General features: G+C 60.5%; 9 protein-coding genes. 7 read left to right on the top strand and 2 right to left on the bottom strand.

Features of this window, described 5'->3' with window-relative positions; all coding sequences use genetic code 11:
* Positions 1 to 671: 671 nt before the first annotated feature.
* Entirely contained in the window at positions 672 to 3,812 is a 3,141-nt protein-coding gene (gene sbcC / locus N7V53_RS05475; RefSeq protein WP_279792545.1) for an exonuclease subunit SbcC, read from the bottom strand.
* Positions 3,809 to 5,011, bottom strand: coding sequence for an exonuclease subunit SbcD (gene sbcD / locus N7V53_RS05470; protein ID WP_279792543.1), 1,203 nt, complete (start codon positions 5,009 to 5,011; stop codon positions 3,809 to 3,811). Before sbcD ends, sbcC begins: the two co-directional genes overlap by 4 nt.
* 197 nt (positions 5,012 to 5,208) lie before the next feature.
* On the opposite strand from sbcD, the gene phoB reads away from it, so the two are divergent.
* From phoB to N7V53_RS05435, 7 genes are all read left to right on the top strand, one after another.
* Complete coding sequence (phoB, locus tag N7V53_RS05465) at positions 5,209 to 5,898, top strand: phosphate response regulator transcription factor PhoB (RefSeq protein ID WP_023481914.1); 690 nt, start codon at positions 5,209 to 5,211, stop codon at positions 5,896 to 5,898.
* Between the two features lie 21 nt (positions 5,899 to 5,919).
* A complete protein-coding gene (gene phoR / locus N7V53_RS05460; protein WP_124969495.1) occupies positions 5,920 to 7,218 on the top strand; it encodes a phosphate regulon sensor histidine kinase PhoR in 1,299 nt (432 codons plus the stop codon).
* 407 nt (positions 7,219 to 7,625) lie between these two features.
* Complete coding sequence (gene brnQ / locus N7V53_RS05455; protein WP_023481943.1) at positions 7,626 to 8,945, top strand: branched-chain amino acid transporter carrier protein BrnQ; 1,320 nt, start codon at positions 7,626 to 7,628, stop codon at positions 8,943 to 8,945.
* 85 nt (positions 8,946 to 9,030) lie between these two features.
* Positions 9,031 to 10,380, top strand: coding sequence for a proline-specific permease ProY (gene proY / locus N7V53_RS05450; RefSeq protein WP_124969491.1), 1,350 nt, complete (start codon positions 9,031 to 9,033; stop codon positions 10,378 to 10,380).
* 220 nt (positions 10,381 to 10,600) lie between these two features.
* On the top strand, positions 10,601 to 12,418 hold the full coding sequence (gene malZ, locus N7V53_RS05445; RefSeq protein WP_279792542.1) for a maltodextrin glucosidase: 1,818 nt from the start codon (positions 10,601 to 10,603) through the stop codon (positions 12,416 to 12,418).
* A gap of 55 nt (positions 12,419 to 12,473) precedes the next feature.
* Positions 12,474 to 15,197, top strand: a complete 2,724-nt coding sequence (locus N7V53_RS05440) for a DUF2339 domain-containing protein (RefSeq protein ID WP_279792541.1) — start codon at positions 12,474 to 12,476, stop codon at positions 15,195 to 15,197.
* Positions 15,194 to 16,561 carry a DUF3999 domain-containing protein gene (locus tag N7V53_RS05435; RefSeq protein ID WP_279792540.1) on the top strand — a complete coding sequence of 456 codons (1,368 nt, stop codon included), beginning with the start codon at positions 15,194 to 15,196 and terminating at the stop codon, positions 16,559 to 16,561. Before N7V53_RS05440 ends, N7V53_RS05435 begins: the two co-directional genes overlap by 4 nt.
* Positions 16,562 to 16,702 lie beyond the last annotated feature (141 nt).

The following is a 16,702-nucleotide window of genomic DNA, read 5'->3' as shown; positions in this document are numbered from 1 at the left end:
GTAGGCCGGATAAGCGGTTACGCGCCATCCGGCAATGGGCCTGGCATATGGCATTTTGTGGAATGACTCCGTTCACCAGGCGTTGGGGAGTTTCATTAATCACTTATGCGGTGAACGGGACAAGGGGAGCGGCCGCGCTCCCCTTGTCAATCCCCGCGGCCCCGCGAGGAAATCGGTGCTGCGCACTGCGCTCACCTCCCGCGTGCCTGACTGCGGCCGGCTCGACTCGACATCCTGTCTCGGTTCGCCTCTGTCCGCCATCCATGGCGTCCAGACCTTGTCATTCACGCTCCGGTTCGCCGATTTCAGCGGGGACACAACCCCTCGCTGTCATATTGCAGATAAAAACCGCACCGGTATCGCTGAAAGCACGTTTTGGTAGGCCGGATAAGGCGAAGCCGCCATCCGGCAAGGGTGCCGCGGGGATAATGCCGGATGGCGCGTACCGCTTATCCGGCCTACGCGGTTTCAGCGGCATGATGCCGCTGCCTACTGCGCCTGGTGAACGGAACCATTCCACCCGAGCCACATACCAGGCCCATTGCCGGATGGCGGCTACGCCTTATCCGGCCTACAAAGCCTTTTCCACCGCGGCAACATGCCGCACCCATTGCTGGATGGCGCGTACCGCTTATCCGGCCTGGGCGGTTTCAGCACAACTGTGCTGCGGCCTACTGCACCGCATACTTCCCATCCAGCTTGCTGTAGCCAAGCCCGTTTATCTTCTTCACCTTAATCTGCACCGGAATTCGCTCCTTCATCGCCTCGACGTGGCTTATCACGCCGATAGTTTTCCCGGTAGCATTCAACGCATCGAGCGCATCAAGCGCAGTGTCCAGCGTTTCGCTATCCAGCGTGCCGAAGCCCTCGTCGAGGAACAGCGAATCAATTCGCGTTTTATGGCTCACCAGATCGGAGAGCGCCAGCGCCAGCGCAAGGCTCACCAGGAAGCTTTCGCCGCCGGAGAGCGTGCGGGTATCGCGCACCGCATCTGCCTGCCAGGTATCGACCACCTCCAGCTCCAGCGCGTCGCTCACTTTGCGCTTGAGCAGATAGCGCCCGTGCAGGCGGGTCAGCTGGTTATTCGCCAGCCAGACCAGGTTATCCAGCGTCAGCCCCTGGGCGAACTTACGGAACTTATCCCCCTCTTTGGAGCCAATCAGCGCATTGAGATGGCCCCAGTCATCGCAGCGGGCGCTGGCGTGCTCAATCTGCTGTAACACCGTCTGCTGGCGTTTGCGGTTATCCGTATCCTGTTTCAGCTGCTGGCGCACTTCGCCCTGGCCGGTGGTGTTCTCACGCAGCTGCCGCGCAAGCTGCTCCAGCGCCGGTGTGGTGCTCTCCACGCTGGCATCCGCCTCAAGCCCGGCGGGGCGCTGCTGCTGATGGTCAGTGAGTGCCTGCTCCGCGCTTGCCGCCAGCGCCTGTTTCTGCTGGCAATCGCTCTCCAGCGTCTGGCGCAGCTGTGCAAGGCGTTGATGCTCGCCATCATCAAGCAGGGTGCGGAGGAAGGCCTCGCGATCGTCAAAAATGCTCGCCGCCAGCGCATCGTTAAACGCCTGCTCAGATTGATGCTCACTCTCTGCCGCCTGCGACAACTGCTGATGCAGGGTTTGCCACTGGCTTTGCAGTGCCAGGCAGGCGTCGTGAACTTTGCGCCACTCCTCCAGCGCCACGCGCGCCTCGCCAACGGCGATCTCCTCTTCGGGCAGGGTCTCAAGGATTGGCGCAAGCTGCGCCAATTGTTCCTGTAGCGCGGTAAGCTGTTGTTGATGCTCCTGCCACTGCTGCGCTTCATCGGCGCGGGCGGCCAGCCACGACGCTTCATCGTCTTCGGCGGGCAGCGCCAGATCGAGTTCAGCAAGGGTTGCGGCCAGGCTTTCGCGGCGGCGCTCAACCGCCTGCTGATACTGCTCGCTCTGCTGGCGCAGCTCATTGATCTGCTGTTGCAGAGTCAGGCGCTGATTGAGCAGGTAAAGCTGATGTTCGTAGGCATCCTGCGCGCTTTGCCAGCTGTTGAGATCGCGCTGCGGCTCAAGGGTGACATTCAGCGCGGCGCAGGCTTTTGCCCACGCCTCAAGCCAGCTGCGCTCCTCGTCCTGGAGCAGTTTCGCTTCGCGTTCATCTTTCTCGTAACGCTCAGCGAGGCCTTTTAGCCGCTCGCCGAGCGCCACGCCCGCTTCTTTCATGGTGCGTACTTCGAGATCGAGTGCGTTAAAGCGCGTCTGATTGACGCCCGGCTCGATAGACTGATAGTGGGCGACCGCCGGGTGCTCCGTTGCGCCGCACAGCGGGCAGGGATGGCCGGGCTGGAGGCGTGCGCGCTCGCTTTCGAGATCCTTAATCCGGCTCTCCAGCTCGCAAATGGTGCGCACCTCGCTCAGTAACTGATTCTTCTCTTTATACTGCTCGCGTTTATGCGCCAGCTCGGCGGTCAGTTTCTCCTGCTCCGCTTTCAGATCCAGCAGGCTCTGCTGGCGCTGGCTCAACTGCTTGCGCAGCGGCGCATAGCGGGCGTGCAGGGCGGTAAGCTGCTGGCGCAGCGGGCGGTTTTGCGCGCAGAGCGCCATCGCCGCCGCTGTCTCCTCAAGGCTCATCTCAAGGGTGGAGAGTGGCAGGGCGCGCAGGCGCTCCTGCTGGCTCTGCACCCGCTGTTGCGCCGCGAGCCACTGCTTTTTCTCCTCCGCCAGCTGGCTGAAGAGCGCCCGCCAGCCGGTTAACTCACTCTGCCAGCGCTGGAAGCGGGCATGCTCGTTTAACCACGCCTCCAGCGTTTGCCGCGACGCAAGCAGGGATGCTTGCTGCTGCGCAGCGCTGGCGCGTATCTGCGCGCGCTGTAACAGGCTGGCTTGTAAGCGAGTATTCACTTCCTCGCTCTGCGTGCGGGTACGCGTCAGGGTTTTACGCTGCTCCTCAAGGCGTTCCCACAGCGGGCGAAGCTGCTGCGCCGGTTGCGCCAGTTCAAGAGCCGCAAGCTGCGGCCTGGCATCATTACGCGCCTGTAGCGCCTGTGCCAGCGTCGCTTTTGCCCGCCCGCGCGCCGCTTGTAGTTCCGCTTCGCGGGTAAGCCACTGCGCCTGGGTCTGCGCGCTGCGCTGGGCGCTCAGCAGTGTCTGCTCTTCGTCAGTCAGTACTTGCAAACGTTGCTCAAGCTGCGCCCGCTGCTCGTTGTCCAGCAGCACGACGCCCTCGGCCTGCGCGCGTAGCTGTTCCAGCTCGCCTTTGGCGCTTTTATGCTTCTCAAACACCATCGCCGAAATCTGCCCGTAGATCTCGGTGCCGGTTAGTTCCTCCAGCAGTTCGGCGCGCTCGCGCGGTTTGGCGTTGAGGAATGCGGCAAACTGCCCCTGCGAGAGCAGCATGGAGCGGGTGAAACGGCCATAATCCAGCCCGGTGAGGGAGGCGGTGAGATCGAGCTTATCTTTGACTTTATCGGCGAGGATCTTCCCCGTTTCGCAGAGCGCCAGCTCGACGCGCGGGGCCTGTAAATTGCCGTCCGCCAGCCCGCGGGCGCGCGTCTGGCTCCAGAAGGCGCGATAGGCCACGCCTTTGACCTCAAACTCCACTTCCGCCAGGCACTCGGCGGTATCGCGCGTCATCAGATCGTTTTGCGACTGTGACAGGGTGCTGAGGCGCGGCGTCTCGTGGTAGAGGGCGAGGCAGATGGCATCCAGCAGGGTGGTTTTCCCGGCCCCGGTGGCCCCGGTAATGGCGAACAGCCCGTTGCTGGCGAAGGGCTCTTCGGTAAAGTCGATTTTCCACTCGCCCTTTAGCGAGTTGATATTTTTCAGCCGTAAACTGAGGATTTTCATGCGTCGTTCTCCTCATCCAGTGCCTGGCGGGTCTCGCTGAACAGCGTATGTAAGCGCGCACTCTGCATCTCGTCGAGCTCCTCCTGCGCCAGCCTGCGGTCAAAGACCTCTTCAACTTTCAACTCGCTCAATGTTTCACGCAGCTCACCGGCGAGCAGGCGGTCGCGCAGCTCGCGGCTGCGGCGCACCAGCAGCACTTCGACCGGCAGATCTTCCGTCACCTGCTGGATTTTGCGCTGCATATCGACCAGGTAATCGCTGCTGACAATCTCAATATCGAGCCACACCGGCGGCGTGGCGGGCGCATCGCGCCACTGCTCAAGCTGACGGCAGATATCGGCAAACTCGCCCTTAATCACCGCCAGCGGCTGAGTGGCGGGTACGTCAAGCGTGGTCACCTCAGCCAGCTTGCCGTCGGCGAATGTCACCAGATTGACACCTTTACTTTTTCCGGTCTCATCAAAGCTGAGGGGGATCGGCGAGCCGCAGTAGCGAATATGCTCCGTGCCGCCGATTTTCTGCGCACGATGGATATGGCCGAGCGCGATGTAATCCGCCGGGGGAAAGTTTTGTGCAGGGAAAGCATCCAGCGTGCCGATATAGATATCACGCACCGCGTCACTTTTACTCGCGCCAACGGTGGTCAAATGGCCGCTGGCGATAATCGGTAGTGGCTTACCGCCGCGCAGGTCGCAGGCGGCCTGATACTGCTGCTGATAGTAGTCGGTGATGGCCGCCAGCAGGTGCTGCTGTTTTTGCTGCCCGGACATCCCCGCCTGGCTGACGGTAATGTCGCGCGGGCGCAGAAAGGGCACCGGGCAGAAGACCGCGCCGGGTTCGCCGTCGCGACGATAGAGGAGAAACGGCGCAACGCCCGCGCTGGCAACCACGGTGGTGTTGAGATAAGCGAGGATCTCTTTTGATTCATTCAGGGTCGCCACGGAGTCATGGTTGCCCGCCAGCACGATTAACTGGCAGCCGGTGCGCTGCAAATTAACCACAAAGCGGTTATAGAGCTCGCGGGCGTAGCTCGGCGGCGATCCGGTATCGAAAATGTCGCCGGCGACCACGATGGCGTCGACCTGCTGCTGCCCGGCCGTGGTTAACAGCCAGTCAAGAAAAGCGCTGTGCTCGGCGGCGCGGCTTTTGCTGTAAAAGTTTTGGCCGAGATGCCAGTCCGATGTGTGAAGAATGCGCATAGTGATCCCGTGGCAAAAAAGCATAACGGCGATTATAAACATTAAGCGGGTCAGGGACATCGCCTGGCGCAAATTTGCGTTGTCACATTCGCGCGGGCTGGGTCATATAGCGGTCATGTTATTCATAAATCTGTCATAAAACTGACGCATAATGGCGACGCTATTTATACTGCAGACTAATTAATACAGGGCGAATGATGGCGAGACGAATTCTGGTCGTGGAAGACGAAGCACCGATCCGTGAAATGGTGTGCTTTGTGCTCGAACAAAATGGTTTTCAACCGGTTGAAGCTGAAGATTTTGACAGCGCGGTAAACCAGCTTAATGAACCCTGGCCGGATCTGGTGCTGCTGGACTGGATGTTACCCGGCGGGTCCGGCATTCAATTTATCAAACACCTGAAGCGCGAAGCGATGACCCGCGATATTCCGGTGATGATGCTCACCGCGCGCGGTGAAGAGGAAGATCGCGTTCGCGGCCTTGAGACGGGCGCCGATGATTACATCACCAAGCCCTTCTCGCCGAAAGAGCTGGTGGCGCGCATTAAAGCCGTGATGCGCCGCATTTCACCGATGGCGGTGGAAGAGGTGATTGAGATGCAGGGCTTAAGCCTTGATCCCTCCTCCCATCGCGTTATGACCGGCGAAAATCCCCTCGATATGGGCCCCACCGAATTTAAACTCTTACACTTCTTTATGACCCACCCGGAGCGTGTTTACAGCCGCGAACAGCTGCTGAATCACGTCTGGGGCACCAATGTCTATGTTGAAGACAGAACCGTAGACGTGCATATTCGTCGTCTGCGTAAAGCGCTGGAAGGGAGTGGACACGACCGGATGGTGCAGACGGTACGCGGCACGGGATATCGTTTTTCGACCCGTTTCTGAAATTTGACAGGAGTGTGACGCGTGCTGGAAAGGCTGTCATGGAAAAGGCTGGTGCTGGAGCTCCTCCTTTGTTGTATCCCCGCCTTTATTCTGGGCGCGATGTTCGGCTATCTGCCGTGGTTTTTGCTGGCGGCAGTGACCGGGCTTCTGATCTGGCACTTCTGGAATCTGCTGCGTCTCTCCTGGTGGCTATGGGTCGATAAAAGCATGACGCCGCCGCCCGGCACCGGCAGCTGGGAGCCGCTGCTCTATGGCCTGCACCAGATGCAGATGCGCAATAAAAAGCGCCGCCGCGAGCTGGGCAACCTGATTAAACGCTTTCGCAGCGGTGCCGAGTCGCTGCCGGATGCGGTGGTATTGACCACGGAAGAGGGGATGATCTTCTGGTGTAACGGCCTTGCGCAACAGCTGCTGGGGCTGCGCTGGCCAGATGATAACGGGCAGAACATCCTCAACCTGCTGCGCTACCCCGAATTTACCCAATACCTGAAAAGCCAGTCCTTCAGCAAACCGCTCAATCTGGTGCTTAACAACGGTCGCCACCTGGAGATCCGCGTAATGCCCTACAGCGAACAACAACTGCTGATGGTGGCGCGTGATGTCACGCAGATGCACCAGCTGGAAGGGGCCAGACGCAACTTCTTCGCTAACGTCAGCCATGAGTTGCGCACGCCGCTAACGGTGTTGCAGGGCTATCTCGAGATGATGCAGGAGCAGACGCTGGAAGGCGCGCCGCGCGAAAAAGCGTTACACACCATGCGTGAGCAAACCTCGCGCATGGAGGGGCTGGTGCGCCAGCTTCTGACCCTGTCGAAAATCGAAGCCGCGCCGACGCACGGCGCAAATGAAGTGATTGATGTGCCAATGATGCTGCGCGTGGTGGAGCGGGAAGCGCAAACCCTTAGCCAGCAAAAACAGAGCTTCAGCTTTGAAATTGACAGCCAGTTGAAAGTGCTGGGCAGCGAAGAGCAGCTGCGCAGCGCCATCTCAAACCTGGTCTATAACGCGGTGAATCACACCCCCGCCGGGACACACATTATCGTGCGCTGGCAGCCGGTGGCGCACGGCGCGGAGTTCAGCGTCGAGGATAATGGGCCGGGGATCGCCGCCGAGCATATTCCGCGCCTGACCGAGCGTTTCTACCGCGTGGATAAAGCGCGCTCGCGCCAGACCGGCGGCAGCGGGCTTGGACTGGCGATAGTCAAACATGCGGTTAATCATCACGACAGCCGCCTTGATATCAGCAGCACGCCGGGCAAAGGGACGCGCTTTAGCTTTGTCCTGCCGGAACGCCTGATTGCCAAAAACGCCCACCCATAACCACCTTGTCAGCTTATCTTTCCGGCGGCTCGTTACGGCGAGCCGCTCTGCCTCGCCTCATCCCGCGCCTGCAACGTAGTTTGTACGGTTGTTGCTTTTTTGTTCGCACGATCAGCCACGTGTTTTTCTGATAAATAGAGTTTTTCACTGGCTCGATTCTACTGTTTAGTATAACTATCTGGTTTTGCGATCCCGACTTGCCTTTAAACGTTATAAGCGTTTAAATTGCGCCCCATGCATTGCCAGACCGACTGTGTTTGCGCGGTAAACCGAAAAACTATTCTTCGCCACGCAGCACATTAAGCATTTCCCGCTGATTTAACGCGTTAATGATGCGTTATTGTCCGGTGCGGAGAGGCTAATTATTCAACATTTTTACGACACCACATCCACAGGCAGTAAACATTATGACCCATCACTTAAAACCGCGTGACATCATCGCGCTGGGCTTTATGACCTTCGCGCTGTTTGTTGGCGCAGGTAATATTATTTTTCCTCCCATGGTCGGCTTGCAGGCGGGTGAATTCGTCTGGACGGCGGCGCTGGGCTTCCTGATTACTGCGGTGGGCCTGCCGGTGCTAACGGTAGTTGCGTTAGCGAAAGTGGGCGGTGGCATTGATAGCCTCAGCACACCGATTGGCAAAGTTGCGGGCGTGCTGCTGGCAACGATCTGCTATCTTGCCGTGGGGCCGCTGTTCGCTACGCCGCGTACCGCAACCGTTTCGTTTGAAGTGGGCATCGCGCCGCTGACCGGCGACGGCTCTATGGCGCTGCTGATCTACAGCCTGGTCTACTTTGCGCTGGTGATCCTGGTCTCTCTCTATCCGGGCAAACTGCTTGATACCGTTGGCAACTTCCTCGCACCGCTGAAAATCATCGCTCTGACGATTCTGGCAATCGCCGCGCTGGTGTGGCCAGCCGGCCCGATCAGCCACGCGCTGGAAGCCTACCAGACCGCGCCGTTCTCTAACGGTTTCGTCAATGGCTACCTGACGATGGATACCCTCGGCGCGATGGTCTTCGGGATTGTTATCGTTAATGCCGCCCGTTCGCGCGGCGTGACCGAAGCGCGTCTGTTGACTCGCTACACCGTCTGGGCGGGCCTGATGGCGGGTGTTGGCCTGACGCTGCTCTACCTGGCGCTCTTCCGCCTCGGCTCCGACAGCGCGACGCTGGTCGATCAGTCCGTTAACGGCGCGGCGATTCTGCATGCCTACGTCCAGCACACCTTTGGTGGTGCGGGCAGCTTCCTGCTGGCGGCGCTGATCTTCATCGCCTGCCTGGTGACGGCGGTTGGCCTGACCTGCGCCTGCGCAGAGTTCTTCGCCCAGTACCTGCCGCTCTCTTATCGTGCGCTGGTCTTTATCCTCGGCATCTTCTCCATGGCGGTCTCAAACCTTGGTCTGAGCCACCTGATCCAGATTTCGATTCCGGTGCTGACCATGATCTATCCGCCGTGTATCGTGCTGGTGGTCTTGAGCTTTACCCGCTCTTTCTGGCATTGTTCCACCCGCGTAATTGCGCCGACCATGTTTATCAGCCTGCTTTTTGGTATCCTTGACGGCGTGAAAGCCTCCGCGTTTGCTGAGCACCTTCCGCTCTGGACACAGCGTTTACCGCTGGCGGAGCAGGGCCTGGCCTGGCTGTTGCCGAGCCTGGTGATGGTGGTTCTGGCCGCTATCTGGGATCGCGCGGCGGGACGTCAGGTGACTTCCAGCGCGCATTAACAGCAGCAAGCACGGTTTGTTGAACCACGGGGTAGCGCACTCCGTGGTTTTTTATTTTTTGTGATGAATAACGGCAGTGGAAACGATGGAAAGTACGAATAAGCTGAAGCGTGGGCTAAGTACCCGCCACATTCGCTTTATGGCGCTGGGTTCAGCGATCGGCACCGGGCTGTTTTACGGCTCCGCGGACGCCATCAAAATGGCCGGGCCCAGCGTGTTGCTGGCCTACATTATCGGCGGGGTCGCGGCGTATATCATTATGCGTGCGCTGGGCGAGATGTCCGTCCACAATCCCTCCGCCAGCTCCTTCTCACGCTACGCACAGGAAAACCTCGGCCCGCTGGCCGGTTATATCACTGGCTGGACCTACTGCTTTGAAATCCTGATTGTCGCTATCGCCGACGTCACCGCCTTCGGCATCTATATGGGCGTCTGGTTCCCGACGGTGCCGCACTGGATCTGGGTGCTTAGCGTGGTGCTGCTGATCTGCGCCATCAATCTGATGAGCGTAAAAGTCTTCGGCGAGCTTGAGTTCTGGTTCTCCTTCTTTAAAGTCGCCACCATTATCATCATGATCGCCGCCGGTTTCGGCATCATCATCTGGGGGATCGGCAACGGCGGGCAACCGACCGGCATCAGCAATCTCTGGAGCCACGGCGGCTTCTTCAGTAACGGCTGGCTGGGCACGGTAATGGCGCTGCAAATGGTGATGTTCGCCTACGGCGGCATCGAAATCATTGGCATTACCGCCGGTGAAGCGGAAGAGCCGGAGAAGTCGATCCCGCGCGCCATCAACTCGGTGCCGATGCGTATTCTGGTGTTTTATGTCGGCACGCTGTTCGTGATTATGTCGATCTACCCGTGGAACCAGGTGGGCACCAACGGTAGCCCCTTTGTGCTGACCTTCCAGCATATGGGCATCACCTTTGCCGCCAGCATCCTGAACTTTGTTGTGCTGACTGCATCGCTGTCGGCGATCAACAGCGATGTGTTTGGCGTCGGGCGTATGCTGCACGGCATGGCGGAGCAGGGCAGTGCGCCGAAGATGTTCGCCAAAACCTCCCGCCGCGGCATTCCGTGGGTGACGGTGCTGGTGATGACGCTGGCGCTGCTGATGGCGGTCTATCTCAACTACATCATGCCGGAGAATGTCTTCCTGGTGATTGCCTCACTGGCGACCTTCGCCACGGTGTGGGTGTGGATTATGATCCTGCTGTCGCAGATTGGTTTCCGCCGTCGCCTCTCGGCGGATGAAGTGAAGGCGCTGAAGTTTAAAGTGCCGGGCGGCGTGGCAACCACCGTTGCTGGTCTGATCTTCCTGGTGTTTATCATCGCGCTGATTGGCTGGCACCCGGAAACCCGCATTTCGCTCTATGTCGGCTTTGCATGGATTGTGCTGCTGCTGATTGGCTGGGCGTTTAAGCGCCGTGCGTAATCTCCGGTAGCGTCGTTTTCCTTGTAGGCCGGGTAAGGCATAGCCGCCACCCGGCGTTGTGCCTGATGGCGCTGCGCTTATCAGGCCTACGATTTCTCTCACCTTTTTTCCGTCTTATCTCTGCGCCCCGTCTCTCAACCCCTTAAAAAATTTGAAAGAAGGAGGCGGGCCGGGCCGAACGTTGGCTACAGTGATCCTGATTACGTAAAGGGGATCGTTGATGTTGAATGCATGGCACCTGCCCGTCGCGCCGTTTGTCAAAGCGCACCAGCAGCAGTTAATCATTAACCTCTGGCTGCGCGGCACGGATCTACCGTCGCGCGTCACGCTGCGAATTGAGATCGATAACGAAGAGACGCCGGTTGCAATGCACCGCGCGCGCAACACCGCCAATAATGGCGTCACCCTCTGGCGCGCCGCCATTGATATCAGCAACGGCCAGCCGCGCCGCCGCTACAGTTTTAAGCTGCTGTGGGACGATCGCCAGCTCTGGTTTACCCCGCAAGGGTTTAGCCGCTTCCCGCCCGCCAGGCTTGAGCAGTTTGCCATTGATGCGCCCGATGAAGGCCCGGCGTGGGTCGCCGATCAGGTCTTCTACCAAATCTTCCCGGATCGCTTTGCCCGCAGCGAGGCGCGCACCGCGCAGCAGGACCAGCGTTACTGGCACCACGCCGCAGGCCGCGAAATTCGCTTTTGCGACTGGGATGAGCCGCTTACCGGCGAGGCGGGCGGATCGACCTTTTACGGCGGCGATCTGGACGGCATCAGCGAAAAGCTGCCGTACCTGAAAAAGCTCGGCGTCACCGCGCTCTACCTCAATCCGGTATTTGTTGCCCCCAGCGTGCATAAATATGACACCGAAGATTACCGCCACGTCGACCCGCAGTTTGGCGGCGACGAGGCGCTGCTGCGTCTGCGCCATAACACGCAGGAGAACGGCATACGGCTGATCCTCGACGGCGTTTTTAACCACACCGGCGACTCCCACGCCTGGTTCGACCGCCATAACCGCGCCACCGGCGGGGCCTGCCATAACCCCGATTCGCGCTGGCGCAGCTGGTACAACTTTGATGAGAATGGCTACGCTCATGACTGGCTGGGCTACGCCAGCCTGCCGAAACTCGACTACCGCTCTTCGTCGCTGATTGAAGAGATCTATCAGGGCGAGGAGAGCATCGTGCGCCACTGGCTGAAAGCGCCGTGGAATATGGACGGCTGGCGGCTCGACGTGGTGCATATGCTGGGTGAAAACGGCGGAGCGCGGAACAACCTGCATCACGTAAGCGGCATCACCCGGGCGGCGAAAGAGACCCAGCCGCAGGCCTATGTGGTGGGCGAACATTTTGGCGATGCGCGCCAGTGGTTACAGGCGGATGCGGAAGATGCGGCGATGAACTACCGCGGCTTTACCCTGCCGGTGTGGGCGTTTCTCGCCAATACCGATATCTCCCTCGATCCGCAAAGTATCGATGCGCAGACCTGCGCCGCGTGGATGGATAACTACCGCGCTGCGCTGTCGCACCAGCAGCAGCTACGGATGTTTAACCAGCTCGACAGCCACGATACGCCGCGGTTTAAAACCATTCTCGGCAAAGATATCGCCCGCCTGCCGCTGGCGGTGGTGTGGCTCTTCTGCTGGCCCGGCACGCCCTGCATCTACTACGGCGATGAAGTAGGGCTGGATGGTGCGAACGATCCCTTCTGCCGCAAGCCCTTCCCGTGGGATAAAGCGCAGCAGGATAGCCATCTGCTGGCGCTCTATCAGCGAATGACGAAGCTGCGCGCCCGCAGCCAGGCACTGCGTCACGGCGGCTGTCTGGTGGTCTATGCCCGGCAGGATGTGCTGGTTTTTCTGCGCGTTTATCGCCAGCAGCGGGTACTAATTGCCATTAACCGCGGCGAGGCGTGTGACGTGGTGCTGGAAGATTCACCGCTGCTGCAAGCGAAACAGTGGCGGCTTCTGGAAGGTACAGGTAACCTACAGGACGGCGTGCTGACGCTTTCAGCCATCAGCGCTTCTGTCTGGTCTGCCTCCTGAGCCTGCGTGCGGGGAGGCGGGCGTAACGTCTCCCCTTTAGCGAAGGCGAAAGTACATGGATGGTCTTCTGATATTCGGTGTCATCGTGCTGATTCTGGCGCTGGTCGTGGTGCCGATAATGGCGATTGTCGCCTGGCGGCGCAGCCTTGCCACGCAGGTCGAACTGCAACTGCTGCGCCAGCGCGTCAGCATACTTGAACAGCGGGCAATTGCGCCTGCGGTAAGCGAGGAACCGATCGTTGAGCCGATCGGCGAGACGGTCAGCGTACCGCTTGAGGCGCCCCCGCCAACTCCTGAGCCGCAGCCGCCAATCCCTGAGCCGCAGGCGATTGCGGCAAGCGAAATCACCCCTGCACAACCGCAACCCGCACCCAACGTCTGGGGGCGCAAAGTCGCGACGGCGGAGCCGACGCCTGCGCCCGTGGTGCGCGAACGTGAAGAGGCGAAAGCGCCGGACGGTGACTCCTGGGGCGTGGTTACCGCGCTGGTGCGCTGGTTTATGCAGGGCAACCCGCTGGCGAAACTCGGCGTGGTGCTGCTCTTTATCGGTCTCTCTTTCCTGCTGCGTTACAGCGTTGAATATGCACTCTTCCCGCTGGAGTTGCGGCTTGTCGCCGTGGCGGTTGTCGCGCTGGTGCTGCTGGTTCTCGGCTGGCGATTGCGGCATAAGCAGACGGTCTTTGCCCTTATTTTGCAGGGCGGCGCGGTAGGCGCACTCTATCTCACGGTATTTGGCGCGTTTCGACTCTGGCAGATGCTGCCGATGACGCTCGCCTTTGCGCTGCTGATTGTGATCTGCGCAGCGAGCGTCGGGCTGGCGGTGCTGCAACGCGCGCTAAGCCTGGCGCTGCTGGCAAGCCTCGGCGGTTATCTTGCGCCGATCCTGCTCTCTACCGGCGGCGGGAGCCATATCGCGCTCTTCTCGTTCTATCTTCTGCTCTCCGTCGGCATTCTCGCCATCAGCGTATGGCAGCACTGGCGCGAGCTGAACATCCTCGGCATGTTCTTCACCTTTGGCGTGGCCGCCCTGTGGGGCATTGCCAGCTACCGCCCGGAAGATTACCTCAGCTGCCAGCTGTTCCTGATTGCCAACCTGCTGATTTTCGGTGTCTTCAGCGTCGGGCTCTCCCTGCGCGCTCAGCGCCGGGGCGAGCGCATTATTGACGGCGTGCTGCTGTTTGCACCGCCGCTGGCGGGTTTTGGCATGCAGTACGCCATGACGCAGCACTGGACCTACGGCCCGGCGTTCAGCGCCCTCGGCTTTGGTCTCTTCTACCTGACGCTGGCCGCTGTCGCCCTTAAACGCTTCCCGACAGCCGGTAAACCGCTGGTGCTCGCCGCTCTGGCGCTGGGCGGCGCGTTCGCTACGCTCGCCATTCCGCTGGCCTTGTCCGCGCGCTGGACGGCGATGGCCTGGTCACTTGAGGGGCTGGGCGTGCTGTGGCTCGGTGTGCAGCAACAGCAGCGCCGCATGAGCTACAGCGGCACGGCGCTGTTACTGCTGGCGCTCTTCAGCGCGCTGTGGGCCGCCGCTGACGGCATCAATGCGCTATCAACGCTGATGATCTTTGCCGTCCTCAGCGCAAGCTGGCTGGTCGGCGCGTGGCTGTGGCGCACGATTCGCAGCGAGGGGAGCTGGCTGCTGCTGGCGGGCGGCATCCTCTTCTGGATTGTCGCGCTGGCAGGCGCAGCAGAGCTGATACTGCCGCAGTCGATGCAGGTGGGCTTTGGTCTGCTGCTGCTGGTGGCGCTCTCCGTGTGGCTGTGGCGCGCAGGCAGTTTACGTTTTGCCTGGCCGGAACTTGGGCTTGCCCAATGGTTGCTGTGGCCGGCGATGGCGCTGTTAATCGGCGAGCGTCTGGTTGCTCAGGGGCACTTGTTGGCCTCTGGCTGGCAAAACCTGGTCTGGTGCGTGGCGCTGCCTTCCGCGCTATTACTGCTGCGTAAAGCGGGCAGCGCGCTGTTACCGCGCCTGTCACAAGGGCTGCACATCTCCCTTTTCTGGCTGCTGTTGATCGCGGCTGGCAGCGAGTTGTGGTGGTTTGTAGACGCGCTGCCGTGGGGTAACGCGCCGTGGCGCTGGGGTCTGCCGATGGCGGCGGGCGGCGCGGTGATTATGCTGACGCTGGCGGCGGTGCGCCGTAATCTGTGGCCGTTCCGCGTCTGGCCTGCGCTTTATGGCGCGCAGGCGCTGGCACCGCTGGTGCCGCTACTCATCATCGCCTTGCTGTTTGCCAACCTGAACGACGGCAAGGTAATGGGCATGCCGTACCTGCCGCTGCTCAATCCGCTGGAAGAGGGCGCGGCGTTCGCGCTGCTCGGCGTGTGGCTCTATACCCAGTTCGCCTGGAAACACTATCCCCATTTCGCGCCCGATCTCCGGAGCGCCCGCCCGTGGGCGCTCGCTGCGCTGGCTTTCTGGTGGCTGAATGGCATCCTGCTGCGTGCGCTCTCCTGTTATGGCGAGGTGACGTGGAGTGCTGAAAGCCTGTGGGCGTCGCGGCTTATCCAGACGACGTTTGCTCTCTTCTGGATGCTGATTGCGCTGGTGGTGATGATCCGCGCGACGCGTCGGCAGGCCCGCCAGCAGTGGCTGGTGGGGGGAGGGTTACTGGGCGTTGTGCTGTTGAAACTGATGCTGGTCGACAGCGCGGGCGGCGGCGGGCTGGCGCGCGCCATCGCCTTTATCGGCGTGGCGGTGCTGGTGCTGATCGTGGGCTATTTTTCACCCCTGCCGCCCAAAGCGGCGCGGGAAGAGAACGAGGGAGAAGGACAATGAAAAGGCTGTACGGATTACTGTTAAGTACGCTGCTTTGCGCCCCGGCGAGCGCTGCAGATCTCCCTGAAAAACCGCAGGATTATGCCCGTGGCGTGATGCTCGATTCGCCGCAGCCCTCCTCCTGGTATCGCGTTGATCTGCCGCAGGAGGTCTATGCCCACAGCGCGTGGCCAGATCTGCGCGATGTGCGGGTGTTTAACCAGGATGGTGAGCGGGTACCGTTCGCTCTTGAAACGCAAAGTACCAAAACCACGACTCCTGAAGCGGTGCCGCTGCGCCTCTTTCCACTCGATGCGTCGCCCGCAGGCGGCGCGGCACAGGAGGAGAACGTTGTGCGCCTCCAGGCGCCGTCCGGGGTAGAGATTCGTATTGAAGGCGACGCCTCAAAACCGGTCGGGAAGAGCTATTTGTTGGTGCTGCCTTCTACTCTGCCCAACACGTTTACTCTTGGCGAGATCAAACTCGGCTGGCAGGAAAACGACCAGAACTGGCGCAGCAAAGTCTCCGTTCTGGTGAGCCGCGATATGCGCAGCTGGGATACGTTGCAGGATGATGCTCCGGTGATGGCGCTGGCGAGCGGGAACGACAAGCTCAGGCTCGATCGTATACAGCTCCCGGAAATGCAGTTACCCGATGGCAGCCATTATCTGCTGCTGGTGTTTGATACGCCAAACCTGCCGGTCACCATCTCCGAGGCGACAGCCATGCCTGGCCGCCAGCCTGCACCGCTAGAGAAAATGGAGATGACCGGCAACGGGCGGCAGATTTCACCGACCGAGGCGCAATATCAATGGCCGCAGCCACAGCCGTTCCGCTCACTCTCGGTTGGCTTTAACGACGATGCGGTGTTGCCGGCAGAGATTGCCATTCGCCGCACAGCTACCTCACCGTGGCAGCCGCTGACCAAAACCGTGCTCTGGCAACGTAACGGGCAGCGATCCGCACCGGTAGAAGTGCCGGGCGAGACCGTGCAGGCGGTGCGCATCACCACGCTGGACGCGCGATTGCCCGAGACACTTCCTGAGGTTTCCGGCAGCCGCGATCGGCTGGCGCTGGTGTTTAACGCCCAGGGGAAAGGGCCGTTTATGCTGGCGTGGGGAAATAAAGCGGCGCAGCCTGCCGCCGTCACGCCGGATACGCTGATCCCGCCGGATCTGCGTAAGCAGCTCGATCCCGCGTCAATTCCTGATGCCTTTGTGGGAGAAAACGTCAAGCTGGGTGGCGAGGCGCGCATGACGGCGACTTCCGCCACCGAACAGCAGGGGATGTGGAAAACGTTGCTGGTGTGGGGAGCATTAGTGCTGGGCGTCGCGGTGCTGGCGTGGATGGCGATCCGCATCTGGCGCGAAGCGCAGAGCCGATGAGTTATGCCGGATGGCGCTGCGCTTATCCGGCCTACAAAACCTGCGTTGCACCACCTTGTAGGCCGGATAAGGCGTAAGCCGCCATCCGGCAATGCAGAGCGCACTTAACCCGTAGGCCGGATAAGGCGTAAGCCGCCATCC

The organism is Kosakonia sp. HypNH10, from assembly GCF_029850615.1.
Taxonomy (GTDB): domain Bacteria; phylum Pseudomonadota; class Gammaproteobacteria; order Enterobacterales; family Enterobacteriaceae; genus Kosakonia; species Kosakonia cowanii.
Note: the sequence above shows the minus strand (reverse complement) of the source record. Positions and strands in the feature narration are given on the sequence as shown.

Excerpts from the sequence above, each read along its gene's own strand:
- brnQ (WP_023481943.1), top strand. The coding sequence starts at position 7,626 with ATGACCCATCACTTAAAACCGCGTGACATCATCGCGCTGGGCTTTATG.
- N7V53_RS05440 (WP_279792541.1), top strand. The coding sequence starts at position 12,474 with ATGGATGGTCTTCTGATATTCGGTGTCATCGTGCTGATTCTGGCGCTG.
- N7V53_RS05435 (WP_279792540.1), top strand. The coding sequence starts at position 15,194 with ATGAAAAGGCTGTACGGATTACTGTTAAGTACGCTGCTTTGCGCCCCG.
- proY (WP_124969491.1), top strand. The coding sequence starts at position 9,031 with ATGGAAAGTACGAATAAGCTGAAGCGTGGGCTAAGTACCCGCCACATT.
- phoB (WP_023481914.1), top strand. The coding sequence starts at position 5,209 with ATGGCGAGACGAATTCTGGTCGTGGAAGACGAAGCACCGATCCGTGAA.
- sbcC (WP_279792545.1), bottom strand. The coding sequence starts at position 3,812 with ATGAAAATCCTCAGTTTACGGCTGAAAAATATCAACTCGCTAAAGGGC.
- malZ (WP_279792542.1), top strand. The coding sequence starts at position 10,601 with ATGTTGAATGCATGGCACCTGCCCGTCGCGCCGTTTGTCAAAGCGCAC.
- sbcD (WP_279792543.1), bottom strand. The coding sequence starts at position 5,011 with ATGCGCATTCTTCACACATCGGACTGGCATCTCGGCCAAAACTTTTAC.